This is a genomic window from Arthrobacter agilis (assembly GCF_030816075.1).
In the GTDB taxonomy this organism is placed as follows: domain Bacteria; phylum Actinomycetota; class Actinomycetes; order Actinomycetales; family Micrococcaceae; genus Arthrobacter_D; species Arthrobacter_D agilis_E.
This window is the reverse complement of sequence record NZ_JAUSXO010000001.1, coordinates 1586714-1610038: the sequence shown is the minus strand read 5'-3', so window position 1 is coordinate 1610038 and position 23325 is coordinate 1586714. Positions and strand designations below refer to the sequence as shown.

Genomic DNA, 23325 nt, shown 5'->3' with positions numbered 1-23325 from the left:
CCACATGCGCAAGATCCTCATCATCGGCGGCGGCTATGCAGGTTTCTACACCGCTTGGCGGCTGGAGAGATACCTCCGGCGGGGGGAAGCGGAGGTCACCCTGGTCGATCCCGTCCCGTACATGACCTATCAGCCGTTCCTGCCCGAAGTGCTCGCCGGGTCCATCGAAGCCCGCCACAGCGTCATCGTCCACCGCCGGCACCTGAAGAAGACCCGGTTGATCACCGCGACGGTCACCTACATCGACCATTCAGCGAAGACAGCGACGCTGAAGCTCCCCGACGGACGCGAGGAACGCGAGGAACGCGAGACATACGACATCGTCGTGGTCACCGCCGGCGCCACAACCCGGACCTTCCCCATCCCGGGCGTCGCCGAGCAGGCGATCGGGGTGAAGAACATCGAAGAGGCCGTCTACATCCGAGACACCATGCTGCGCAACATCGACACCGCAGCGTCCCTGCCTCCCGGCCCCGAAAGGGAGAAACTCCTGACCGTGGTCTTCGTCGGCGGCGGCTACGCCGGCATCGAGTCGTTCGGCGAGCTTCGGGCGCTCGTGACAGCCACCCTGAAGAAATACCCCGAGCTGTCCTTGGCCGAGACCCACTTCCACCTCGTCGAGGCGACGGGCCGGATCCTGCCGGAAGTATCCGAGAAGACCAGCCGCTGGGTCCTCCGCCACCTCGCGGAGCGGCGGGCCAGTATCCATCTGGATACCCAGGTGACGTCCGCGATCGGCGGACGCATCAGCCTGTCCACGGGCGAATCCTTCGATGCGGGCCTGCTCATCTGGACCGCCGGCGTCATCGCGAACCCGATGATCACCAGGAACACGGACCTGCCGATCGACCAGCGGGGACGCATCATCGCCCGCGCCGACCTCCGGATCGGCGGCCCGGACACACCGGTCGCCGACGCGTGGACGGCAGGAGACAACGCGGCCATTCCGGACCTCACGGGCGGAGGGGTGGGTGGCTATACCGTGCCCAACGCCCAGCACGCCATCCGGCAGGCCAAGCTCCTGGCCCGCAGCATCCGCGACACGCTGCGTGGCGGTGAGGCGCAGGAATACCGCCACCACAACCTCGGCGCCGTCGCGACCCTCGGCCTGGGCACCGGTGTCTTCCAGTCCGGGCCTCTCGTCATCAAGGGCTTCCCGGCCTGGCTGATGCACCGCGGGTACCACGTGCTTGCCATTCCCACCTGGGAACGCAAGTGGCGGGTTCTCTGGGGGTGGTGGAACAACTTCTGGCTCGGGCGCGACACCGCAGGCCTCCGTGGCCTCGAGACTCCACGGGCGACGTTCGAGGAAGCCGCGTCCTACAGCCGGCCCCAGCCACCGACGGCTACGGCGACCGTCCATCCAGCACCACATACCGGCGCCCTCGGTGCTGGAGGGAAAGAGGAGGACAACCGTGCGTCCTGACGCCGGCCCGACAACCGGTCTCCCCCTCCGACGATGAAGGTCCTGCGGCTTCACATCGAGTCGTGGCGCCGACGGGTGGAAGCTACGGTAGTGTCTCTTTCGCCTCTAGAAGCGGGGCCATTGGGTTGTTGGTACGTGAATGAGGAACTTCGTGAGTGATAGCAGCAGGCTGGATCCGGAAAAGACCTTCCCGGAGGACTTGACGTCAGTCGATCGGGATGACCTGGACATCCTGAACAGCAGGAACCACCGCTCGAGGGATGCGCAGTACATCCGTGACGGTGAAGTCGACGCCGAAACCGAAGGTCAGCACCACGACCTACGGGAAGAGCTCGACCGCCGCCAGACAATCCGGGACACCGGCTCGGCCACCGACAAGGCCGAGGCCGCGGCCGACGTGGACTCTCACAGCGCGGCGAAGGAAGCTTGACGCCTGCCTGACACGGGAGTTCCGACGCGTTGCGGGATGGGTTCCGACGTCATCCCGTCTGACCGGACGGGGTGTCGACAGTGACTGCCGTGGGCTGATCGGCGGCCGCATGGCCGTTGATCAGCAGCCCGGTCTGCTCCCTGTCGTCGTCCTCTTCGAGTCCGGAGCGCGTCGCCAGTCGTTGATCATGTCCATCCTTCATCCTGTGCCGATCGCGATCGCTCAGTGGACGCAGGTGAGTGCTTGATGTCAGCGTCGTGCGGCGAGGATCTCGACAAGGGATCTGGACCTCGGCGAAGGAGTACGTTGCGTCCATTCGACGCTCGGCACCCGCTCGCCGCTATTGCGTCGCGATGACACTCATGACATTGCCCGACGGGTCGGTGAACCAGGCGATGAGGGGGCCACCCTTCCGGTTCACTCCCTTGTCGTCCGTCATCCCTTCGTAGTGAACAAAGACGACCCCTTTGGCCCCGAGTTCATCGACGGCCGCGTCGACATCCGGGACGGGGAAGTTCAGGACGGTGAACGTCGCAGGTTCGTGGGCGGACCCTTTCGGGTAGACGAGCACGTGGTGACCACTCCCAAGATCGATCGAGAGCATCCCATGTTCCTCCGCGACGGACAGCCCGAGCGCATCCTCGTAGAACGCCCTCGCCTCCTGGATGTCCCGCACTGAGAAACCACTGAACGCCTTCGTCTGATCGATCATGCGGCCCAGTGTGCCACTGCGGCGCAATAACCGACAGGGACTGAAGTATATGAAGCCCTTCAACAACCGGAACCACCGTGAAGATCCGGACAAAGAGCGCGAGGGCCCAGCGGGGCAGTTCCACGTCTCCCTGGGGGCGAATGCCACCTCTCTTGATCAGGGCCGAAGTCCCTCCTGCATCCTGCGGGTGAAGCGGTCGTCGTGGCTGTAGGGTTCCGGTATGCCCGAAACGTCCTTGGAATGGAAACTCGAAGTAATCGTTCTGCCCAGCAGCGACATCGACCGGTCCATCGAGTTCTACCGGGACAGCGTCGGTTTCGTCCTGGACCATGACGTGTCCCCGGTGCCGGGAGTCCGGGTCGTCCAGTTCACGCCCAGGGGATCATCCTGCTCGGTGGTCTTCACCGAGGGCATGGGGTCCGGTGCGAGCGCGCCGATCTCCGGTCTCCAGCTCGTGGTGCGGGATGTCGAATCAGCCCGCCTGGAGTTGCTGGAGCGCGGCATCGACGTCGAGCCCGTCACGAGAATGGGAGAGGGGGACGCAGCCGCGTTCATCTATTTCTCGGATCCGGACGGCAACGGGTGGGCCGTACAGGAGATCCGGAACCGTAGCGACTGGCTCACCTAGCACTCAGCCCTGCTCTTCAGCACTGCCGAACAAGGGCTGACTGCGCTCGGCTGCTCCCGCGCCTCTGACGCCTCGTGAACGTCGACTTCCTGCGTCGCTGGGTCCGGGCACGAGTTCCCGCTCGAGGGATGGATCCTCGACTGGTTGGACGTGGTTCGTCAACCGGTGCGAGCGTGGACGTGTCGACGACGATTCCTGGGACCGTGAGATCGGCGAGGAGACGGACGAGGCACTGGCACTGACGGGGAAGGATGTGGGCACGCCCATCATCCACTTCGAGCCGCCCGCCGGTGTGACCTTCTTCGGGCCGGTCATCAGCAGGCTGCCGGCGCAGGATTCGGCTGCCGAGCTCTGGGACCATGTGGTCGCTCTGGCACGGCGGGAGTCGGCGCCAGAAGAAGTGAGGGATGCGTGAGAAGGGGCTTATGAGTCAGACAAGCATCCGTCATCACCAGGAGTCCATTCTGGTTCAGGCGTCGGCCGAGGCGCTCTATGACCTGGTGTCCGATGTTGCGTGCACGGGGGAGTGGAGTCCGGTCTGTACCTCGTGTTGGTGCGACGACGAGGTCGAGGCCGGCCGGCTCGGTGCCTGGTTCACTGGGCGGAATGAGCTCCCGGATCGCTCCTGGGAAACCCGGTCGCAGGTGGTGGCTGCCGATCGCGGACGCGAGTTCGCCTGGGTAGTGGGCGGTAGCTTCGTCCGCTGGGGCTTCACGCTGACTCGAGAACAAACCGGCACGACCCTCCGTGAGTCGTGGGAATTCCTACCCGCCGGGATCGCCATGTTCGAGGAGAAGTACGGTGACGGGGCGTCTGCTCAGATCGCCGACCGCACCCAACAGGCGCTCGGAGGCATCCCGAGGACTCTGGCCGCGATAAAGCGGATCGCCGAGGCCGTTCCCACGAGTGAAGAGGTCCGGCCCTGACCGCAGAGTCAGGTAAGGGAGGTGACCTCGTAGGTATGGCCTGCCGCACGCAGTCGCTCCACCAGGACATCGCCGAGGGCGGTCGCCGGGGTCAGCGATCCTGCGGCGGGTGGCAGGCGGTCGCCGTCGAGGGCAAGACAGAGCGCTGTCTCACCGGCCATGACGGCGGTGGCGGCGTACCCGGGGTCTCCCGGCCCGGCTGCGACGGCCCGGTACCGCCGTCCGCTCTCCGTGGAGGCGGTCACCTCCGAACGGAACCAGCCTGAGCGCCGCGCGGCCTCGGTCGGTCCGGTGCCCGGGGCAGGAAGGGCGCGGTCCAGCAGCTTACGCGTGGGAGGAAAGGCCATTGCAGCCCCGAACACCCGCAGACCCAGCGCCATCGCTCCGGCGAGGAGCGCGCGTGCGGGCCCCCGTCCCGTACCCATCACCTCGCCGTACCGGAGGGACCTGCCGTAGGCCCACCCTTGCAGGGCATTACTGCGACGCACGATGCGCGTATTCGCCGACGCCATGATGAAGGGCGCGGTCCACAGACCGTCCTCCGAACGGCCGACCCACCCCAGATCCGACGGCTGCCGCGTCGAGGGCTCAGCTGCCCGGTCCGGGCCGAGGGAGAAGGGATCGCCCGCGAGCGTTCGCAGCACGGAATCCGACCGCATGCCGTCGAGCTGCCCGCGCATCGACTCGATGGTGCCGCCGCTGAAGCCACCCTTGGCCGTGGCGACGAGCTGGACCTCGGTCAGCCCGCCGGCGTCGTCGGCCTCCGCGGTCCGGTGCAGGAGGAGCACCGCGAGGTCCGAGGGGACGGAGTCGTAGCCGCACGCATGCACGATCCGCGCGCCGGTGGTTTTCGCCAGGGCGTCGGAGCGGTCGATGGCGTCACGGACGAAGGACACCTCGCCCGTCAGGTCCCCGTAGTGCGTGCCGGCGCGGGCACATGCTTCGACGACAGGTAGTCCGTACTTGGCGTAGGGGCCGACAGTGGTGAAGAGAACCCTGGTGCCCGCGGCCAGCGCAGCGAGCGTTCCAGGGTGATCCGAATCGGCTTCGATGAGGGACCAGCCGCGTGCTGCGGGAGGGAGCCTGGACCGTACCGCCTCGAGCTTCTCCCTTGACCTCCCCGCGAGCCCCACGCGGAGGTCCGCCGGAGCGTGGTCCGCGAGATATCCGGCGATCAGTTCACCGACGAAGCCGGTGGCACCGAAGAGGACGAGGTCGTGGTCGCGCGCTGGGGCCTCCATGCCAGCAGTCTTCCACGGCAGCGCCCGGACCGACACCGAGAAGCGCCTGGGGGAGGTCTGCCTCGACACTGATCCTTTCGTGACAGGATGCATCAGATGACCGACCTTCCTGTCCTCTCGGACCGGCTCCTTGCCGTCCCCTACCGCGATCCGGTTCACGACGGTGCGACCGACCCGGTCCTGGTCCCCGATCCCGTCACGGGATCCTGGTTGATGTTTTACACGCAGCGCCGCGCTACGCAGGTCAGGCTCGACGGCGTGGCCTGGGTGCACGAGTCCGACATCGGTGTCGCACGCTCGAGCGACGGCGGTCTGACCTGGATCTACCAGGGCATCGTCGAGGGCCTCACCCCACCGGGTCTCGTGGGGCCCCTTACCCGGTGGGCGCCTGACATCGTCCGGGTAGGGGACCGCTGGCTCATGTTCCTGACGTTGCTGGGCGGTGAGCGGACCGACTGGACCGGTCCGGCGCGGATCGCCCAGTACACCAGCGCCGATCTGCAGATGTGGGAGTTCCAGGCCTATCTCGACCTCCGTTCCGAGCGGGTCATCGATGCGGCCGTGACGCAGTGCGGTGATGGCCTTTTCCGCCTCTGGTACAAGGACGAGACGCAGGGGTCTCGCACCTATGCCGCGGTGACAGCCACCCCGAGCCTGCCCTCCACCTGGCGTGTGGAGGGCCTGGTGATCGATGGCAGGCCGCACGAGGGACCGAAGGTCTTCGTGCTGGGCCAGTGGTACTGGATGATCACCGACGAGTGGCGGGGCCTGGCTGTCTACCGGTCACGTGATGGTGCAGGTGGATGGGAGCGGCAGAAGCGCGACGGCGGACTCATCCTGACGGCACCGGAAACCTTCAGGGGCCTCCCTGTCGTGGCCCGGCATGCTGACGTCGTGGTTCAGGAGGATCACGCTGCCGTCGTCTACTTCACCCATCCGCAATGGACCGGTGCGGACCTCGGCGACATGGAGGGCGAGGCGGCGGGCACGGCTCATCGCAGGAGTCATGTCCGGGCCGCCTGGTTCCACGTCAGCCCCGCCGGCGAACTCGTCCCCAGGGGTAGCAGGCCATCGTTCGGCTACTCCACCGGAAATGCCTCAGCGCACCTGCCGAGTGGTGACGATGGTCTTCCAGGGCCCTGACGGGACATCCTTGTCGTCCACGAACTGCCAGTTCACCCGGTCATCCCGGCCGTTGAGTTCCTTGAACCCGAGGCAGCCGTTCAGGGCCGGTGAAACGTCCATGCCGGCTCCATTGAAATCCTTGTTGGCCGGTCGTGTGTCATTGGCACCGAATACGTAGGCCTTGTCCTGGTACTGGCCGGGTCCGGCATCCTGGATCTGTCCGTAACATTCGCGGTCGCCGTTGCGCATCCTGACCCATCGGTTCTTCATATAACTGAAAGAGGCGTCTGGTCCCCTGCCGGCGTATGCCGCCTCGTTGGCCCAGGGTATGACCCCAGCCCGCTCTCGAAAGGCTGCGGCATTGTTGATGTCGTCGTACGGCAGGTCCAGGTAGAACGGGTTCTCGCTGGGTGTCATCCTGGTGGGAGCGTAGCCGTTGGACTGCACGCGGACTTCCGTTGTGCAGACCCCTCCGGCTGAAATCCCGTCGCACCCGCCGTAGCTCTGTATCCATGCAGAATCGTAGGTCGAATACGCCTGGCTGCCGTCCTGTGCCTGTGGATCGAAGATCTCGCCGACCCAGAAAGTCGTGGCCACGATGTTCGTGTGCCAGGGGTACTTCCCGCTGTCGGCCAGTACAGCGCGTGCCGACGGCTCGAGGGTGGGCGGCGAACATGCGGCAGTTGTCACGGCCAGGGTCACCAGGAGCGTGGACTTCACGGCCTGACGCCTGATGCCGGTCCCGCGGCGAGAGTTTCCCATTGTGTTCCTCCACAGCCTCGTTGCACCTTCACCCCACCCTTTTCCTACAGCAACTGCGCACCCGCCAGCCGACACCGGAGGTCTGCTGCGCGGATAGGTGAGGTGTGGAGTCACGCAGCGAGGAGCTGCTGGAGTGTTCATGATGATCTCGTTCTCGGTGGGCGTCAACGTCGAGCCGGTGGTGCCGGCGGTCGTCCGCAGCTTTCAGTCGAACCTCACGAAAGCTCGGATGGTCCCTCCGGGGAATTCGTCCGTCTGCGTGTAGCCGAGGGCTTCGTAGAATGCCTTCTGCCGTGGCTCATCGTCGGTGATGAGGACCTTCTGCCGCACGTGGGGGTACTGCTCGAGGGCTCGCTCAGCGAGGGCACGTCCTACACCGCGCCTCTGGTGGGACGGCCGGACGAGGATGTCCTGGAGGTAACAGATCGAAGCACCGTCGGAGATCACTCGCGCCAGTCCGACCAACATCCGACCGTCGCGGGCAGTCACGAGGGTGGATGATCCTTCGAGGGCCCTCTGGAGGGCAGCCGGCTCCCTGGTGTAGGCAAGCCATTCCACGGCGCCATAGAGAGCGAGAACATCATCCAGCGCTAGGTCCTGGGCCTTCACTACCTCGATCGTGGTCATGCTTCATCGAAGCACGATCGCGGCTCCACCCGTGTGCCGGCTCACGGCGCCCGGCGGGGGCGTCCAGCCGGGCGGACCAGCCGTGCGCCGCTTGAAGACACCCTTGTGCGGTGGGCACGGGCGGTTGGTGGTTCCCGTCTAGGGTTGGAGGATGGCTGCCGTGGGGGAAGTGCTTGAGGCTGATCGGCTGTTGGTCGGGTACGCAGGTACTCCCGTCTGCGGGGAGGTGTCCTTCAGCGTCGCTGCCGGCGAGGTTCTTGCGGTGGTGGGTTTCAACGGTGCCGGTAAGTCCACAGTTGTTCGAACGCTGGCGGGGCGCCAGGACCCACTGGCCGGGGATGTGCGCGTCCATCGCCTACCGGTGGCGCTCGATGCGGTCATGTTTCGGCGACAGGTCGCCGCAGTGTTCGATGAGGACGTCTTCTTTCCGTCATTGACGGTGCGGGAACATCTACTTCTGGTTGCCCGGGGGCATTCGCTGGACGATCCTGAGAACGCGGTGGAGGCCGAGCTGGAATTCTTCGGGATCGCGGACAGGGCGCATGTGGTCCCGGACGCATTGTCCTCAGGGCAGCGCCGGCGCCTGCTCCTGGCCGCAGGGTTCATCCGACCGTCTTCACTGGTGTTCCTCGACGAGCCCGAGCAGCGCCTCGACCCCGTGATGCGTGACGCGTTGTCCGGGCGGATCCTGGAACGTGCCGGGGCGGGAACCGCCATCGTCCTGGTCACCCACGATCCCCGGCTGCTGGTACGGACGGCGACATCATGCTTGGTCATCGATGAGGTCGTCACGACGGTCGACACGGAGCGGGGGGCTCAGATCATTGCAGGTACCTGACCCGGTGGGCGCGACGACAGGGTGGGTGGCACCGGACCGTGATCCGGTGCGCCTGGCGAGGGACGTCGTCATTTTCACGCGGCGTTCGGCCCGACAGTACAACAGGGTCCGCTCGTCGGCGCGGGATCTCTTCGTCGACGTGTACTCGAACGCGTTGGCAGGTGCTTGCGTCGTGATGATGGTCGCGTCGCTCGTCGTGGCCCTCCGGAATGAGATCGCAGCGAGAAGTATCCACGAGACGAGCCTGGTGGCCATGCGCTGGCAGGTACTACCCGCCGGCATCCTTTGGATGGCTCTGACCTACCTGGCCTTCGTGGGGATCGTCGTGGTGGCCCGCCGGCTTGGACCTGTCACCGTCGGCCAGGCAGAGGGAGCGTGGTGGCTGCCGCTGCCGATCGACCGCAGACCGATGGTTCTTCCGTCGTTCCTCCGGCGACTGGGCGCCGTCGGTGTCGTAGCTTCCGTGTCCTATGTGCCGTTCAGCCTCCTGACCGCGCTCGATCGCTCCCCCTCGGCACATGTGGGCGCGGCGGCGACCTTCGGAGGTGGAACTGTTCTGGCTGTCGCCGGCGCCGCGGTCCTGCAGCTGGCACCAGCGTCCCGTGCACTCCGGGCGAGCATCTTCGTGGGACTCGTCCCCGTGGCCGTCCTGCCGTTCGTGGCCGCCGCCATCTGGCCGCTCGTCCTGGTGGGCGTCGCAGCGACGATGCTCGTCGCGTACGTGCTCCATCGCGCCGGTGCCGTGCGCGGATCCGAGCTGCAACGCGGCGGCGCCGTCTCGGGGCATGCCGTGGCGTCCATCTTCTTCATCGACGTCAACGAGTTGCGCCGCTCCCTGGTGGCCGAACGAGCTTCGGGCGTCAGCCGACGCGGCTCGCGCTACTACGCGCGCCCCCCTCGAAGGGCCCTCACGGCCGTGGTACGCGCCGACGTCGCTGCGTTCCTCCGCCTGCAGCCTCCGCCCACCGCGGCACTGGTGTGGCAGGGGATCTGCGTCGGCGTCGCTCTGGTCACCCCGGCCCTTCCCGTGTTCCTCCAGCTGACCGTGATCCTCATCGCAGGATGCGTCACGACAGCAGGAACCGGAACCGTCGCCCGACGGACAGCCGTCATCCCCGAGCTCGACGTGCTCCTGCCCGTCAGCCCGGTCCTGGTGCGATGCAGCCGGACCCTCATGCCCGCCCTTGCCATGGCGGCCTGGATGGGCGCCCTGACTGCAGCACTGGCAGTGCTGGGAGCCGGTCCTCCCAGCCTCGTACTCCTTGGCGCTCTCGCGGGCTTCGGCATGGGAGCCGGAGCTGTCCGCGCAGCTACCCGCCCCGCCACCGACTGGACCACGCCGCCGGTGGAGACGCCCTTCGGGTCAGTACCCCGGGGCCAACTGTCCTCACTCTTGCGCGGGACGGACATGACCGTCCTGGCCATGGTCCCGGTCCTCCTCGCGCTCTACGTGGGGGTGGTTCATCCGTGGCTGATTCTCGCCCAGATCATCGCCAGCGCGACGGCGATCATCGTGCAGGTCTCGACCCCGCCTTCACGATGAAGGATCGGCTGACGGATGCTCTACCGGCGATTCAGGGTTTTGTTCAGGTGATCGGGCGTGTGTCGTTGCCGTCCGGGGAGGGGGCGCAGCGCGGTTCTGGAGGGTCCTGACGACTTTCTGTACGGCTGTTCGGTGCAGGCTTTCGGGACGGCAGAGGATGTCGACGCGTCTGCTGAGGTGTACATCGCGCAGTGGTTTGAGAACGATGCGGCTGCCGGGTTGAGGCGCGGCTGTGTAGCGGGGCATAAGCGCCACGGCGGGACTGTTCGCGATGATCGCGGCGGCGACGAAGAACTCGTTGATCCGGTGCGTGATGTTCAGCGGTCTTCCTGCGTGTACGGCAATGCTGTGCAGAGCTGATACCAGCGGGAATCCGTCCTGGACGGACACCCATTCCTCATCGATCAGCTCTGCGACGCCGACGGTGGGGTGAGCGGCCAGAGGGTGTTGATCCGACATGGCCACGTCCAAGGGCTCACGCACCAGGGGCAGCACTGTCAGGGACGACGGCCAGGGCGCGCTGTGCTCGAGGCGGTGAGCGATGACGAGGTCATAGTCAGCTGCGAGGGCGGGAAAAGCATCCTGCCCGACGTCCCGGTCGTGACACACCAGGCGTGGATTCCCCTCACCGGCAAGGTCTCCCAGAAGCGGTCCGAAGTAGGTCAGTCCGGCGCTGTTGAACGCGCAGATGCTGACCGTCGCGGTCGGGTCCTGCACATACCGGCTCACAGCCTGCTCCGCGGAGCTCATCGCGACACTGATCTGCGTGGCGGCTTCGGCCAACGCCTGCCCGGCTCCGGTCAGGACCAGGTTTCGGCCTCGGCGTTCGGTCAGGGGCACCTCGATCCGGCGCTGCAACGCGCTGAGTTGCTGGGACACAGCAGACGGCGAAACGTGGAACGCCCGCGCCACAGCAGCCAGGCTCCCGCGTTCGCCCAACTCTCTGAGTAGCCGCAGGTGATGCACATCCATAAGAGAACGCTAAACCATCACTTCACAAACTGCCCTCTCGTCTAACCATCCAGAATGCGCCAAGCTCTAGGAGTGCCCTCCTCCCTCTCATCTCCGACCTCACCGGACTCCTTCGACCGGCGCCTAGGAAACAGCCGGCACCATCCCGTCCTCTCCTCCCTGATTGCACGCCGCGTCGATGTCCTTCTCCTGCTGGTCGCCCTGGTGTGGGGTAGCAGCTACCTCGTGGCGAAGGTCCTCACCGACACCGTCGGTGTCACCGTGATTCTCTCGTTCCGGTTCCTCATCACCACCGCGGTTCTGGTCGTGATTGCGCTGATCCGGACCCGGCGCAAGGCGGGACCGCGCGAGATTGCCACCGGCGCCGCACTCGGCCTCACTCAAGCGGCCGTCCTGCTCCTTGAGACCCACGGGATCGCCGGCACCAGTGCCACGAATGCCGGCTTGATCATCAGCCTCGTCGTCGTCTTCACCCCGATTGCGGAGAGCGTCGCCTTCCGGGTCCAACTGCCACGCATGGTGCTCGGTGCGGGCGTGATCGCCGTCGTCGGGGTGTGCCTGCTGGTATCCGAGGAGGGACTCGTGACCCCGACTCCTGGGGACACCCTGATGCTCGCCGCCGCGGTTGTCCGCGCCATCCACGTCACCGCGGTCTCCGGTCTCACCCGAGGACGGGACCAGAGTCCGCTGACTCTGACGCTGGTGCAAAGTGCCGTCTGCGCCGTCGTCTACACCGCCGCCGACCATACGGGTGTCCTCGACGCCATCAGCATCTTCGATCCCGCACAGTGGCTCGGTGTTCTCTATCTGGGCCTGGCCTGCAGCGTCTTCGCGTTTCTCGTACAAACCTGGGCGATCCAACAGACGTCTGCGTCACGGGCCAGCCTCCTCATGGGCACGGAACCCGTCTGGGCCGTCCTCATCGGAGTCACCATCGGGCAGGACACCCTCGGGCTCCTCGGGCTCCTCGGCGCCGGGTTCATCATCACCGGCACCTACCTCGGACTACGAGCCGAAACCCGCCACCGAGATCTACAGGAACCCGCGCTCCTGCACGCACGTCACGACACCCCTGCCTGAAGTGGGATCATCAGGCAACACGATCCCGGAACCTGCGGCAACCGAGTTCGACGTGCCGGGTCACCGGTCAGTGGCGGGCCGACTTTCGCCGGGAACCGTCAAACGCTCCATCCCGGTAGCCATAGCCCTATTGCCCTTGCCGCCGCGGTTCTCATCATCGCGCCCTGGCACTGAGAATGCGGTGCGGTGCCGTCAATGGTCAGTCTGATGTCATCGCTTGCCGGCTGCGACGGCCAGCATTGTGAGCGCAGCGCCGGCTGCTGTTGTCACGGCGGACCGTGAGCGTCGGCGTTGCCCCATCATGACGCCGGCGAACGCCCACAGCAGGGTGCCGGCGTAGAACCGGGAGGAGACGGTGGAACGTTCGGGAGCGGCGACGGCGCTGGTGCCGAGCGCGCCGAGCGCCGCGAGGAGGGCCGCTCCCGCCGTCGAGGCCTTCGGCCCGGCGGGGACGAGGTCCTTGGCGACGAGCACGGCGGCCAGGTTCACTCCGCAGGCTGCCTGTCCCCATGCGGCAAGCATTCCCGCCGCCGGGGCGACCGCCGCAACCTGGGCCGTGCTCAACTGATCCTTCCGCTCAGCCTGCGCAATCCGACGCCGTCCCGCCTCGGCCAGAACGGCGAGCGCGGCGAGCGCCGCCTGGGCGCTCCAGGACCGGCCGGAGCGTGCAAGCGGCGCCCAGATACCGGCGGCAGCGAAGGCTCCGGCAAGGGGCCATCCCGCTGCACGCCAGATGTCCTGGGAGCGGGCGGAACCGCGGGCCTGGTGGATCGCGAAGGCGATGGAGGAGGCAAAGATCGGGAACCAGATGGTGAAGCTGAAGGCGGCCGGCTGGATCACGTTCGGCGGTGCATCCCCACCTCGGAACCGCGGACCGTAGAACGTGGGGAGGAGTACCTGTGCGGCAGCCGCCGCGCAGGTGAGCACCTGACGGGAGGAATCGCCCGAGGCCGTGGCCCACAGGCGGCGAGGGGTACTGGGAACGAGGTCGGTCATTTGAGCTCCCTGGAAGGTATGAGCAGATCCGGCAGCGGCGCATGTCCTGCGTGGTGCAAGCAGGTAGGGGATCATCCCGAACGTCGCCCTGATGATGGTGGACAAATCTGGGGCAGCCGCGGACTCGCTTGTCCCCAACGCTGAACGTGGCATCAGGCTAGAGCGCCAGCGGGCCGGCAGAATGGCCAGTGCTGAGTTCGATCACTGACCGATGCCGCGGTGTCCACCGGACCGCCGTCCAACGCACAGCCATGGCGCACACTGCAGGACACCCGAGATACCGGGGTCCTCTATCCGGCGGGCATGGCCGAGACCTCGGGGACGCATCGGAGACCGGCCGGGTCGCCAGTATGGATATCCGGGAACGTGATGTCCGTGGACTCGCCCCCTGCCAAGGTGAACCTGTCCTCGGCGAAGCCGACCGATCCGCCGTCGGAAGCGCGCAGAACGGAGAACCGGACCGTATAGGAGTTGGTTGTGGTGCCGATGTTCGTCAGGAGGGCCTTACCCCGCCATACGTTGCCTTCATAGGCCGCGCACAGGAAGCCGGACAACACCTCCGGATCTGCGGTCGGCGTGACCGTGCCGGCTGTCGTGGCTGGTGCGGTCGGTTCGGGTGCCGGACTCGCACAACCAGTCAGAGCGGTCAGCAGGACGGCGACGGGAACAGTGCCCACAAATGCCTCGATGCGCATTTCCTCAGGTTAGATCCGGGTTCGGATCTCGGTATCACCTGATCGGGGTGACTAGCGGGGTCGGGCGCACGATCCCGGGCGGGATTTCCAGACCGGGAGATGCTCCCGTGGGGCTCCTCACGACGGTCCAGGTCGGTCGACTCCGGGCCGCAATCATCCGCTCCGGGTGAAGCAAGAGTTGACGACATGGATCTACGGTCAGGCATGCGACTACTACGAAACCGGCCCGAACGAAGCCGACCTGACGCTCTCGGGGGACAGCGGTTCCAGATGCGCGAGAAGCTTGCCTCGTTCGGGGATGACTACTGGATCGAGGACGACGCGGGTCAGCGGGTCTACAGGGTCAACGGCAAGGCCCTGCGGGTCCGGGACACCTTTGTCCTGGAGGACGCCTCCGGGAATGAGGTGGCACGCATCCAGGAGCGCAAGCTTTCGGTTCGCGACAAAGTCGCCGTCGAGCGCGGCGGTCGCACGGCAGTCACTGTCTACAAGGCGCTGATCGGGCTCCGAGCCCGGTTCACCATCGATGTGGAAGACGGCGCACCGATGAGAGCGTCAGGGAATTTCATAGGTCACGAGTACCAGATCGAGCGTGACGGACGCGTGATTGCGACGATCTCGAAGAGATGGTTCCGGATGCGTGAGTCCTACGGCATCGACGTGGCCCAGGGGGAGGACGTACCGCTCATCCTGTCGATCACCGTCGCCATCGACTCGCTGACCTAGGTGCTACCCATGGATCCGGGGCCCGACCCGATCATTGCTGTCCGAAGAATCGTGGGTTCTCGACCGATGGCCGATCGTCGCGCTCGCCGTTGCACCCAGTTCTCGGCCCAGGGTCCCTTTCCGAGCGATGACCATCGGGAGTGGACCGGCGCACCTGGCACGAAGCGGCCGGTGCACGACCGATCAGAGTTGTGGTGACGACCGACGAGGTGCCAGGTCTGCCCGGGTCTCGACCCAGGAGGCGCCGGCTGCCCAGGCGGGCGGCCTCAGCGTTGGCAGAACGTTGGACGAGGATCGACGGCGTCGATGTCTTCTACCGGGAATCGTCCGCCCTGACCGATTCGCCAGTCATGATGCACCTGCACGGCTTCGGCCTTTCCGGCCGGTACCTCCTGCCGACGGCGGAACGTCTCCGGGACGAGTTCCACACGTTGGTCCCGGATCTTCCGGGATTCGGACGCAGCGGGAAGGCGCTCAATCCCCTCGACGTGCCCGATCTCGCCGACGCAGCCGCCAGGTTCCTCGACGATCGTCATATCGCGTCGGCCACCCTTGTCGGCAATTCCATGGGGTGTCCGGTCATCTGCGAATTCGCCTACAGTCATCCTGAGCGCCTGGATCGGGCAGTCCTCGTCTCGCCGGCCGGGGGAGTGCACAATCAGCCGTTAGGACGCGCCCTGCGGCAACTCGCCCGCGATGGTGCGCGCGAACCGATCGGGATGATGCGCGTGGCCGCCCCGGACTACCTCAGGTTCGGTGTCCCCAGCACCGTCAGGATGTTTCGCGCTCTCACGCGGTACCCGTCCCTTGATCGTTTGCTGGCCTTGAAGAGTCCGACCCTGGTGGTCATCGGCGACCGGGATCCGTTGATGCCGAGCCCCGCTCGGATCCGCGAGGTCGCGAGCCGCACGGACAACAACGTCTTGATGGTGATCATCGAGGGGGCGGCGCACGCTATCAACTTCAGCAATCCCGGCGAACTGGCTCACGTCATCAGCCAGTTCATGTCAGATGAACCGATCGTCGACAATCCTGATGAGCCCGGGCACTCCCGCTCCTACGAGATCCACCGTGGAACTCTCCACCCGCAGAACGGACCCTGACCACGGCAGTGGGTGTGGCGCGTCAGCACGAGAAGGGGGCTGTTCCCCCGCGCCAGGTCACGGAGGGTTGGTGGCCACGATACCGGTGGTCAGCGCTTGGCTCCGGCGAGGGTGCCGGTCGTGGGAGCCTCGTCCGTCATGGAGATGAAGCAGAGGATCTGGCGGTCGTCCTTCCACGTCCAGCCCTCATTGTTGGGGTAGATGTAGCTGAACCACAGCTCGGATTCGTCATAGGCCAGCCCGACGAACTCCTCGAACTCGGTGGTGCAGAACTCGTCGGCCAAGTCGATGGCCCATGACTCGCCCAGATACTCACCATCGGGCAGCGTCGTGACAGCAAAGGCCTCGAAGACGTGTTCGTCCTCGCACGGAATAGCGGTCACCTCGTAGACGTCGAAACTTTCACCGGAAGCCGCGGCTTCTGCTTGTTCAGCAGATGCCAGGGTCGAGGTGCAGTCACCGACCAGGAGAGCAGCAGCATTCGTCTCCGACTCGGCAACGAGATCACCTGCCTGATCCCGATCAGGCGCCGGCAGGTCGGGCTCGAGTATGGCGCACCCGGTAGCTCCGAAGAGAAACAGCGCTACCGACAGCCCGACGGCACCTCGCACAACGACAGACTTCAAGCCTCGACTCACACCGCACCCCCAAGACACGGCCCAGCGGATGCGGTGCCGACTGAGAGGAGTATAAGCGTGGGCACCCCGAAACCCGTCCCGCCTCTTCGGGACACGGTCAGGCCCTGTCTACAACGAGATCTGGCCACGACCTACGCAGGGCAGAGCCCTCTGTGGACGTACTCGGGGCTACCCCTTGGCGGCGCTCCTGAGTATGTCTCAGCCGGCCAGGCCGTGCGCCAGGGCGTACAGGCTGGCGCCGACCCGGTTCCCCACGCCGAGCTTGCCGTAGATGCGTTCGACATGGTTGCGGACCGTCTTCTCCGAGAGCGTGAAGCGTTCGGCGATCTGCCGGTTGGATTCACCACGGGCGACGTGCACCAGGATCTGCGTTTCGCGGGGCGTGAGGCCATCGATCCGCTGAGCGGTCTTCGCCTGGCGGTGTCCGGCCACCGAAAGCACAGCGCTGACCGCGGCGGGGTCGAGCCGACCGGTCGCCGCGCGCTTCCGCAGCCTGTCTGCGGCCTGGTCGGGGAGGAGCTCCGTGCGATAGGGCCGGGGCTCGAGGGCGGCTTCGTAGGCGACCGCGGCCGCCAAGATCCTGTCCGGTGTGGGAAGTGCTGCCGCTGTGAGCGAGCGGGGGTAGCCGCGGCCGTCGGGCTGCTCGTGGTGGTTCGCGGCGATGCGCGCAACGTCTCCGAGACCCTCCACGCGTTCCAGGATGCGCGCGGTGAGGTACGGGTGCAGGCGGGCGCGCTCCCACTGCACCTCGGAGAGCGGACCGCCCTGCTCCCAGATCCGGTTCGAGACACCGATCCGGCCGATGTCGTGCACATGGCCGGCGCGTCGCACGGCCGCGACGTCGTCCGCGTCGAGGCCGGACGCAACGGCTGCCCTCGCGGCGAGGTCCGCGACCGCTCGGGAGTGCCCCAGAGTGAACGGACACTTCAAATCGACGAAGTCGCCGATCGCAACGAGTATTCGATCCAGTTCGACAGGGCTCATCGGTCGGTCTCGATCAGGTGCCTCGCGCAGCACCTCGTCCCAATGCGTCTGGCCCGCGGGCGGGGCGAGGATCTCGCCCGGCGCTGCAAGGAAGGCATCGGCGACCCCCGGATCGAACTGGCCGCCGCGGCGGGACCGCACCATGTGCTCTGCTCCGCCTGGACCGTAGGTGCGATCATGGACCTCGACGAGATCGGCGAGGTGGGCGATGTGCATCTCGAGGGGAATCGCCTCGCCCTCGAGGCCCATCGGACTGCCCTGCCCGTCATACCTCTCGAATGTTGCGGCGAGCGCCTTCTGCACCCGCTCGGGGAGTCCCATCTCCGCACAGAGCAGGGAGGCCGAGGCGCAGTGCGAATGGATCATCTCCCCGAGCTGTCGCCTCGGATCGTGCATGAGCTGTGCGATCACCTTGAGCCGTTCCGGCAGCGGAGCGCCATGAGCGATGTTGCCCAGCAGGAAGCGCATGTACGGCAGGCCCGCCCAATCGACGAGGAAGGCCTGCTGCTTGACGGTGATGTCGTCGCCGAACCAGCGGACGTACTCGTGGGATTCGGCATGGCACCCGATCCACATCATCAAGGTGAGGTAGAAGGTGGTCTCACGCTCCTCGCGGTCGAGCCCGAGCCGGTCCGCGAGTCGCGTTGCGATGACCGATGAGCGCAGGACGTGCTCGGTCGGTTGGCCGAGTCCGAGGTCGATCGCGATCGACAGGGCTGCCAAGAGCTCTGTGCGCCTTGTGGCGATGGCTCCATGGGGCATGCGCTCATCCTCTCGCGGTTGTGACCGTCTAGGAAGCGGTCTCCCGGAGCCTCCTGTCGTGGTCCGCGGCCGAGAGGTGTTCGGCTGCATCGAACGTGTCGAAGTGCACGAAGCCGGTCATGAAGAGGCCGCGCTGGGGCAACCAGAACCCACCCAGACGGGTCTGGGTGGCAAGGGCCTGGGGGACGCCGAAATCGCTCCCGTCGAGGGTCGCGCGGCTTTCCTCGACAGCCCAGATCTGCAGGGGCGCCATGGCGAAGTGCTGGCCGTTCGGCATCACCCCCCTCAGCCGGACCCTGCCCACGCCCAGCACCGGGCCTGACATCCGCCCCATGAGTGACAGCACGGCCGGGCTGGTCCACATCCACAGGGGCATGAGCCTGCACATGCGGCTCATCATCCGCGTGACAGGGGTGCTCGTGAGAGCAATGGTCCAGTCGAGCGTTCCACCGATGGAGATGTGCAGGGTGCGTTCGTCGAGCCAGTCGGCATCGATCGGTCCACGGACCGACGGGCGAGTGCACGCCGAGCCGATGTACCGTTCGCAGCTGTGCTGCGGATCAGTGGTCGAATACACCGTCCAGTCACCACTGGGACTGCGGTGCCAGACCGCCGTGTAGTCGGGGCCGAAGCTCGAGGCCATACGACGCGTCGCGAGATAGTCGCCGGAGGAGAACGACAGACCCACGATGCCCGAGCCGGCAATACGCTCGTCACCCCCGGGAGGCAGGATCGGGGTTGCCTCGGCGCCGGCACGAGGAGTAGTCATCACGACCCCTCGATCACGGGGAAGATGCGGTCCGCGACGAGCCCGTGACCCTCGCGATGAACAGTGATCGCGGCCGCGGCATCTGGTGCCTCGACCAGACAGAACACCTTCCCGTGCTGCTCATCGACCCAGTAGCGCAGGTACTTCACGTCGTACTTGTCCTGGGTCTCCAGGTCTCGGGCATGAGCACCGGCCACGTCCTGTGCTCCGATTCCCTCGGGAAGTGTCTCGTGTACATCCATATAGAGAGTCATTGCTGGCTCCTTTCATCGGCTTTCGTCGGCGGGGAGATGGTTCGATTGTGCTCCGCCAACTGGTCCGGGTCATGAGGCATCTGCCTCATCTCAGAGGACGAAAAACGGTTCACCCCTTCCTCGGGACTCCTGCTGCTTTGGAGGCGGCGGTCACGTCCCCTGCTGCACGCTGCGACGGTTGAGGAAGCAGCCGTGAAGGCGGCAGGTGTCGTCTCGCTGTACAGAGACGGTGACAGGGTGGAAGGAGGGGGTGCCCGCCTACCGTGTGAAGGGTGCGTAGCAGGGTGACCAGGCGCAGCAGACGAAGGGGGCGCAGCATCGGTAACGTGACGATGAGCAGCTCGGGGATGGTGCGGATGAACCAGCGGCGGCGATCCTCGGCCGGATACAGCCGGGCTCATGGGTGGCACCCTCGGCGAGCATGCCCGCCAGCGACGGACCGGGGCGCCCTTCAGCCCGTGAAACGATCCTTCAGCGAGAATGGCCGGCCGACGCAGGCGCCTGACGCATCTACTCGGCCTCGTACGCCATTCTCGCCTCATAACTGAGGTCGGCTTCACTGGCACGGACCTCGAGGGAGTCCTGACCGGCTGCCAGGGGAAGTGACCACACACCCGTCGTGGACTGCGCGGCAGCGTCCGCGCAGTCCATCTTCGCACCACCCGGCAGGAAGAGAGTTCCGGGACTACCGCAGGTGAGTTCCACTCTGATGTGTGTGGCGCCGGAGGGCGGGGTGCCCAGTTCGAACGTGTGGTCACCCGTGTAAGTACCGGAAATCGGTGCTGCCGTTGCGTCGGACGTGACACCTGTGGAGCGAGGTGACGGCTGATTGTCAGTCGATCCGGGTGAGGGCAGCTCTTCAAGGCGCTCTGGATCTTGAGCAGTGCACCCTGCGAGGAGGCCGGCCGTAACAAGTGCCGATAGTGATACGCCCAGTACGCGGTGTTGGTTCATCTATCGACGCTAGCAGGGTGGTTTACCGATCTACCCTTTGGTCAGGACTTCGTTATCGGGACGTTGTTGCGTCGAATCATGGTTTCTGTCCTCACGTCGCTCGACGGCTGATTCCAGGTTCTGGTGGTGATTCAGCGGTGATGCCGTTGCGACAGACCCGCTGATCGGCCCGCAGCCACGTCCGCACCGGGGCATCATGGATAATCAGCCTGGCGGTGGCCGAGCACGTCATCCACCGGCACTCGCAAGCGGTCACTGGGGACGTCCTGGATCCCCGGTCCGCCCTGAGGAGATGCTGGCCGCCCAGTCCGTGCGATCGTGAGGAGAGCCAGTGATGATGGCGGTGCTGAGTACGAAGTTCTTCGTTCCGTCGCAGCGCTCTGAGTCGGTGTCCCGTCCTCGTCTGGTGGAGCGTCTGGTCGCCGGGTTCCGGTCGGGACGACGACTCGCGCTCGTCTGTGCACCGGCCGGGTTCGGCAAGACCACCGTCCTGGGGGAGTGGATAGCGCAGCTGCGCCGGCAGAACCCGGACATGTGCATCGCGTGGTTGTCCCTTGAAGAGAGCGACAACGATCCTGTCCGCTTCCTCACCTACCTGACTGCCGCACTTCATCGGGCCGACCCCGACGTCGGCTCGGAGGATCCAGAGGTGCGACTGCCGGCCGAAGCGGCCCTCACCCCGCTGATCAATGACATGACGCGCAGCGCGCGGCCGATGATCCTCTTCCTGGACGATTTCCAGGTCATCGAGGACACGTCGGTCCGTGACGCGGTCGTTTTCCTGCTTGATCACCTGCCACCCGGGATGCACGTCGCCATCGCGAGCCGTTCTGATCCGCTCCTTCCCCTGGCGCGGCTGCGAGCAGGCGGCCGCCTGACCGAGTTACGCGCCGCCGACCTGCGTTTCACCCAGGATGAAGCGACCGCCTTCCTCAACCAGGTCATGGGCCTGGCCTTGACCCAGGAGAACCTCGCTGCGCTCGAGACCCGCACGGAGGGCTGGATCGCCGGACTCCAACTCGCCGCGCTGTCCATGCGCGAAAGTACGGATGTCCCGGCCTTCATCGACGCGTTCACCGGCAGCAACCGCTTCGTCATCGACTACCTCTCCGAGGAGGTTCTCCGCCGGGCACCGCTCCACCTGCGCGAGTTCCTCCTCCAGACGGCAGTCCTTGACCGGCTCAGCGGGCCGCTGTGTGATGCGGTGACCGGACGGACCGACAGCACCCAGATCCTGGAATCCCTTGAGCGCGCCAACCTGTTCATCGTGCCCCTGGACGACAAGCGGCAATGGTACCGATACCATCACCTCTTCGCCGAGGTTCTGCGTTCGAGGCTGCTCACGCACGGCACGGCGCACGTTGCGGCCCTCCACAGGGCGGCCAGTGCGTGGTACGAGAACAACGACGCGCCCGACGAAGCGGTCAGGCACGCATTCGAAGCAGCCGACTTCCCGGGGGCCGCGCGCTTGATCGAAGCGGCCATCCCCGGTGTCCGCAAGAGCCGACAGGACGCAACCCTCCTCGGCTGGCTCGCGAGGCTGCCGGATGATGCCAGGAACCGCAGGCCAGTGCTGAGGGTGTTCTCCGCGTGGTCCTCACTCGTCGCCGGGGACATCTTCTCCGCCGATCATCAACTCACCGCAGCAGAACGTCTCCTCGCGATGTCCGATGACGGCGAAGATCCCGCCCATGATTCCGAGCCCGGCGAGGAACTCCGGAACCTGCCCGTCACGATCGAGCTCTACCGCGCCTCCCTCGCCCTGGCCCGGGGAGACCAAGCCGGCTTCGCGATTCACGCTCATCGCGCGTTCGACTCGGCGAGGCCCGAAGACCACCTGGGGCGGGGCGCGGCGGCCGGCCTGCTGGGCCTTGCCTTGTGGGCCGGCGGCGATCTCGAGGCCGGCGTCGTGGCCTTCAGGAACTCTGCGGCAAGCCTTCGCCTCGCCGGCAACCTGACCGATGCGCTGAGCACCACCATGGTGATCACCGACATGCTGCTGCCGCTCGGTCGACTGCGGGAAGCCCGGACGATCTATGAGGCCGCGCTGCAGCAGTCCATCGACCACGGCAACGGTGGCCCACCGACAGCGGACCTCCATGCAGGGCTCAGTGACCTGTATCGGGAGTGCAACGAGCTGTCGCTCGCCCAGGAGCACCTGGCGGCAAGCACCGAACTGGGCGAAGGCGCGCTCTCGCACGAACATCGCTACCGGTGGTTCGTGGCGATGGCCAGAGTGCACGAAGCCCTCGGGCAACCCGAGCTCGCCCTCGAAGCTCTCACGGGCGCCGAACAGCACTACCGGCGGGGCTTCTTCCCCGACGTCAGACCGATCGGCGGCCTGCGCGCCCGCATCCTGATCGCCCAGGGGCACCTTCGGGAAGCACGAGCGTGGGTGGACGAGCAGACACTGACACCCTGCGGGATGCTCGATTACCACTCCGAATTCAGCCATATCACTCTCGCTCGGCTGCTGATCGCAGAGCACCGCGAATACCCCCTGAGTCACTCTCTCGACCAGGCACACGAGCTACTCGGTCGCCTGCTCGTTGCAGCCGAAGCCGGCGGACGTACGGGGAGCATGAGCGAGATCCGGGTGCTGCAGGCTCTGGCATTCCACGCGCAGGGCCAGATATCCCTGGCACTCGTGCCCCTGGAACGAGCCCTGACGGACACCGAGCCCGAAGGCTATGCCCGACTGTTCATCGACGAGGGCGCACCGATGCTGGCACTCCTGCGCCACGCCGCCGGCGCGGGCATCTGCCCGGCCTTCGTGCGTCGGCTCAGCCAGGCCCTCCGCGACACCGGCGACGCCGGGTCCCCGGACCAACCCTACGAAACGCTCAGTGAACGTGAGTTCCACGTGCTCAGGCTTCTCGCCACAGAGCTGTCAGGGCCGGAAATCGCCCGCGAACTCTACGTCTCACTCAACACGATGCGGACCCACACGAAGCACATCTTCCTCAAGCTCGACGTGAGCAGCCGGGCCGCCGCCGTCCGCCGCGCCGAATCGCTGGGCCTGATCTGAAGGCACTTCCACAAGAATCACCATCCGATCAAGAAATGTGGTGATGCCGTGTCACCACACGGCTGCGTAGCTTTCGAATGTGCCCGGACGATCATCCGGCGCATCG

The 23325-nt window shown here is 66.1% G+C and carries 23 protein-coding genes; 12 read left to right on the top strand and 11 right to left on the bottom strand.

The genetic code is table 11. The features are described 5' to 3' along the window. Nucleotides 1-4 precede the first annotated feature (4 nt). Both QFZ50_RS07295 and QFZ50_RS07290 read left to right on the top strand, forming a co-directional pair. The gene (locus QFZ50_RS07295; RefSeq protein WP_307083079.1) at nt 5-1426 is read left to right on the top strand and encodes an NAD(P)/FAD-dependent oxidoreductase; all 1422 of its coding nucleotides are present in this window, start codon (nt 5-7) and stop codon (nt 1424-1426) included. Nucleotides 1427-1577: 151 nt separating this feature from the next. Beyond that, entirely contained in the window at nt 1578-1856 is a 279-nt protein-coding gene (locus tag QFZ50_RS07290; protein ID WP_307083078.1) for a hypothetical protein, read from the top strand. 340 nt (nt 1857-2196) lie between these two features. On the opposite strand, the gene QFZ50_RS07285 is transcribed toward QFZ50_RS07290, so the two are convergent. Then, a complete protein-coding gene (locus QFZ50_RS07285) occupies nt 2197-2568 on the bottom strand; it encodes a VOC family protein (protein ID WP_307083077.1) in 372 nt (123 codons plus the stop codon). Between the two features lie 220 nt (nt 2569-2788). On the opposite strand from QFZ50_RS07285, the gene QFZ50_RS07280 reads away from it, so the two are divergent. Genes QFZ50_RS07280 through QFZ50_RS07270 form a run of 3 tightly spaced genes read left to right on the top strand, consistent with a single transcriptional unit; the run spans nt 2789 to nt 4122 of the window. Next, complete coding sequence (locus QFZ50_RS07280) at nt 2789-3196, top strand: VOC family protein (RefSeq protein WP_307083076.1); 408 nt, start codon at nt 2789-2791, stop codon at nt 3194-3196. Between the two features lie 40 nt (nt 3197-3236). Continuing rightward, a complete protein-coding gene (locus QFZ50_RS18210) occupies nt 3237-3611 on the top strand; it encodes a mycothiol-dependent nitroreductase Rv2466c family protein (RefSeq protein WP_373462309.1) in 375 nt (124 codons plus the stop codon). Then, entirely contained in the window at nt 3604-4122 is a 519-nt protein-coding gene (locus QFZ50_RS07270) for an SRPBCC family protein (protein WP_307083074.1), read from the top strand. Before QFZ50_RS18210 ends, QFZ50_RS07270 begins: the two co-directional genes overlap by 8 nt. 8 nt (nt 4123-4130) lie before the next feature. On the opposite strand, the gene QFZ50_RS07265 is transcribed toward QFZ50_RS07270, so the two are convergent. Next, the gene (locus tag QFZ50_RS07265) at nt 4131-5363 is read right to left on the bottom strand and encodes a saccharopine dehydrogenase family protein (protein WP_307083073.1); all 1233 of its coding nucleotides are present in this window, start codon (nt 5361-5363) and stop codon (nt 4131-4133) included. A 96-nt stretch (nt 5364-5459) separates the two neighbouring features. Between QFZ50_RS07265 and QFZ50_RS07260 the strand changes: the two genes are divergently transcribed. After that, nucleotides 5460-6506 (top strand): glycoside hydrolase, encoded by a 1047-nt coding sequence (locus QFZ50_RS07260; RefSeq protein ID WP_307083072.1) that lies wholly within the window; start codon nt 5460-5462, stop codon nt 6504-6506. Here QFZ50_RS07260 and QFZ50_RS07255 read toward each other — a convergent pair. Both QFZ50_RS07255 and QFZ50_RS07250 read right to left on the bottom strand, forming a co-directional pair. After that, entirely contained in the window at nt 6462-7208 is a 747-nt protein-coding gene (locus QFZ50_RS07255; RefSeq protein WP_307083071.1) for a hypothetical protein, read from the bottom strand. The two genes, QFZ50_RS07260 and QFZ50_RS07255, sit on opposite strands and share 45 nt — an antisense overlap. A 246-nt stretch (nt 7209-7454) precedes the next feature. Next, nucleotides 7455-7877 (bottom strand): GNAT family N-acetyltransferase, encoded by a 423-nt coding sequence (locus tag QFZ50_RS07250; RefSeq protein WP_307083070.1) that lies wholly within the window; start codon nt 7875-7877, stop codon nt 7455-7457. A 151-nt stretch (nt 7878-8028) separates the two neighbouring features. Here QFZ50_RS07250 and QFZ50_RS07245 point away from each other — a divergent pair, with 151 nt between their 5' ends. Together QFZ50_RS07245 and QFZ50_RS07240 are read left to right on the top strand one after the other, a co-directional pair. After that, a complete protein-coding gene (locus tag QFZ50_RS07245; RefSeq protein WP_307083069.1) occupies nt 8029-8715 on the top strand; it encodes an ABC transporter ATP-binding protein in 687 nt (228 codons plus the stop codon). A 25-nt stretch (nt 8716-8740) separates the two neighbouring features. Then, complete coding sequence (locus tag QFZ50_RS07240) at nt 8741-10258, top strand: DUF6297 family protein (protein ID WP_307083068.1); 1518 nt, start codon at nt 8741-8743, stop codon at nt 10256-10258. Here the strand turns inward: QFZ50_RS07240 and QFZ50_RS07235 are convergent. Beyond that, nucleotides 10250-11230, bottom strand: a complete 981-nt coding sequence (locus QFZ50_RS07235; protein ID WP_307083067.1) for a LysR family transcriptional regulator — start codon at nt 11228-11230, stop codon at nt 10250-10252. The genes QFZ50_RS07240 and QFZ50_RS07235 overlap by 9 nt on opposite strands. 72 nt (nt 11231-11302) lie before the next feature. On the opposite strand from QFZ50_RS07235, the gene QFZ50_RS07230 reads away from it, so the two are divergent. Continuing rightward, nucleotides 11303-12310 carry a DMT family transporter gene (locus tag QFZ50_RS07230; protein ID WP_307083066.1) on the top strand — a complete coding sequence of 336 codons (1008 nt, stop codon included), beginning with the start codon at nt 11303-11305 and terminating at the stop codon, nt 12308-12310. A 210-nt stretch (nt 12311-12520) separates the two neighbouring features. Here the strand turns inward: QFZ50_RS07230 and QFZ50_RS07225 are convergent, their stop codons facing one another. Together QFZ50_RS07225 and QFZ50_RS07220 are read right to left on the bottom strand one after the other, a co-directional pair. Further along, entirely contained in the window at nt 12521-13306 is a 786-nt protein-coding gene (locus QFZ50_RS07225; protein ID WP_307083065.1) for a hypothetical protein, read from the bottom strand. Nucleotides 13307-13596: 290 nt separating this feature from the next. Continuing rightward, nucleotides 13597-14001, bottom strand: a complete 405-nt coding sequence (locus QFZ50_RS07220; protein ID WP_307083064.1) for a hypothetical protein — start codon at nt 13999-14001, stop codon at nt 13597-13599. Nucleotides 14002-14271: 270 nt separating this feature from the next. On the opposite strand from QFZ50_RS07220, the gene QFZ50_RS07215 reads away from it, so the two are divergent. Next, nucleotides 14272-14727, top strand: a complete 456-nt coding sequence (locus QFZ50_RS07215) for an LURP-one-related/scramblase family protein (RefSeq protein ID WP_307083063.1) — start codon at nt 14272-14274, stop codon at nt 14725-14727. 272 nt (nt 14728-14999) lie between these two features. Beyond that, nucleotides 15000-15830, top strand: coding sequence for an alpha/beta fold hydrolase (locus QFZ50_RS07210; protein WP_307083062.1), 831 nt, complete (start codon nt 15000-15002; stop codon nt 15828-15830). 89 nt (nt 15831-15919) lie between these two features. Here the strand turns inward: QFZ50_RS07210 and QFZ50_RS07205 are convergent, their stop codons facing one another. The 4 genes from QFZ50_RS07205 to QFZ50_RS07190 form a co-directional block, all read right to left on the bottom strand. After that, nucleotides 15920-16456 (bottom strand): septum formation family protein, encoded by a 537-nt coding sequence (locus QFZ50_RS07205; RefSeq protein WP_307083061.1) that lies wholly within the window; start codon nt 16454-16456, stop codon nt 15920-15922. A 210-nt stretch (nt 16457-16666) separates the two neighbouring features. Then, entirely contained in the window at nt 16667-18214 is a 1548-nt protein-coding gene (locus QFZ50_RS07200; RefSeq protein ID WP_307083060.1) for an HD domain-containing phosphohydrolase, read from the bottom strand. A gap of 28 nt (nt 18215-18242) precedes the next feature. Further along, nucleotides 18243-18983, bottom strand: a complete 741-nt coding sequence (locus QFZ50_RS07195) for a hypothetical protein (protein ID WP_307083059.1) — start codon at nt 18981-18983, stop codon at nt 18243-18245. Further along, nucleotides 18983-19237 (bottom strand): DUF4242 domain-containing protein, encoded by a 255-nt coding sequence (locus tag QFZ50_RS07190; RefSeq protein ID WP_307083058.1) that lies wholly within the window; start codon nt 19235-19237, stop codon nt 18983-18985. Before QFZ50_RS07190 ends, QFZ50_RS07195 begins: the two co-directional genes overlap by 1 nt. 1288 nt (nt 19238-20525) lie before the next feature. Between QFZ50_RS07190 and QFZ50_RS07185 the strand changes: the two genes are divergently transcribed. Continuing rightward, the gene (locus QFZ50_RS07185) at nt 20526-23219 is read left to right on the top strand and encodes a LuxR C-terminal-related transcriptional regulator (RefSeq protein ID WP_307083057.1); all 2694 of its coding nucleotides are present in this window, start codon (nt 20526-20528) and stop codon (nt 23217-23219) included. Nucleotides 23220-23325 lie beyond the last annotated feature (106 nt).

Excerpts from the sequence above, each read along its gene's own strand:
- QFZ50_RS07280 (WP_307083076.1), top strand. The coding sequence starts at position 2,789 with ATGCCCGAAACGTCCTTGGAATGGAAACTCGAAGTAATCGTTCTGCCC.
- QFZ50_RS07250 (WP_307083070.1), bottom strand. The coding sequence starts at position 7,877 with ATGACCACGATCGAGGTAGTGAAGGCCCAGGACCTAGCGCTGGATGAT.
- QFZ50_RS07260 (WP_307083072.1), top strand. The coding sequence starts at position 5,460 with ATGACCGACCTTCCTGTCCTCTCGGACCGGCTCCTTGCCGTCCCCTAC.
- QFZ50_RS07220 (WP_307083064.1), bottom strand. The coding sequence starts at position 14,001 with ATGCGCATCGAGGCATTTGTGGGCACTGTTCCCGTCGCCGTCCTGCTG.
- QFZ50_RS07195 (WP_307083059.1), bottom strand. The coding sequence starts at position 18,983 with ATGACTACTCCTCGTGCCGGCGCCGAGGCAACCCCGATCCTGCCTCCC.
- QFZ50_RS07200 (WP_307083060.1), bottom strand. The coding sequence starts at position 18,214 with ATGCCCCATGGAGCCATCGCCACAAGGCGCACAGAGCTCTTGGCAGCC.
- QFZ50_RS07190 (WP_307083058.1), bottom strand. The coding sequence starts at position 19,237 with ATGACTCTCTATATGGATGTACACGAGACACTTCCCGAGGGAATCGGA.
- QFZ50_RS07215 (WP_307083063.1), top strand. The coding sequence starts at position 14,272 with ATGCGCGAGAAGCTTGCCTCGTTCGGGGATGACTACTGGATCGAGGAC.
- QFZ50_RS07185 (WP_307083057.1), top strand. The coding sequence starts at position 20,526 with ATGATGGCGGTGCTGAGTACGAAGTTCTTCGTTCCGTCGCAGCGCTCT.
- QFZ50_RS07285 (WP_307083077.1), bottom strand. The coding sequence starts at position 2,568 with ATGATCGATCAGACGAAGGCGTTCAGTGGTTTCTCAGTGCGGGACATC.
- QFZ50_RS07235 (WP_307083067.1), bottom strand. The coding sequence starts at position 11,230 with ATGGATGTGCATCACCTGCGGCTACTCAGAGAGTTGGGCGAACGCGGG.
- QFZ50_RS07265 (WP_307083073.1), bottom strand. The coding sequence starts at position 5,363 with ATGGAGGCCCCAGCGCGCGACCACGACCTCGTCCTCTTCGGTGCCACC.
- QFZ50_RS07295 (WP_307083079.1), top strand. The coding sequence starts at position 5 with ATGCGCAAGATCCTCATCATCGGCGGCGGCTATGCAGGTTTCTACACC.
- QFZ50_RS07245 (WP_307083069.1), top strand. The coding sequence starts at position 8,029 with ATGGCTGCCGTGGGGGAAGTGCTTGAGGCTGATCGGCTGTTGGTCGGG.
- QFZ50_RS07225 (WP_307083065.1), bottom strand. The coding sequence starts at position 13,306 with ATGACCGACCTCGTTCCCAGTACCCCTCGCCGCCTGTGGGCCACGGCC.
- QFZ50_RS07270 (WP_307083074.1), top strand. The coding sequence starts at position 3,604 with ATGCGTGAGAAGGGGCTTATGAGTCAGACAAGCATCCGTCATCACCAG.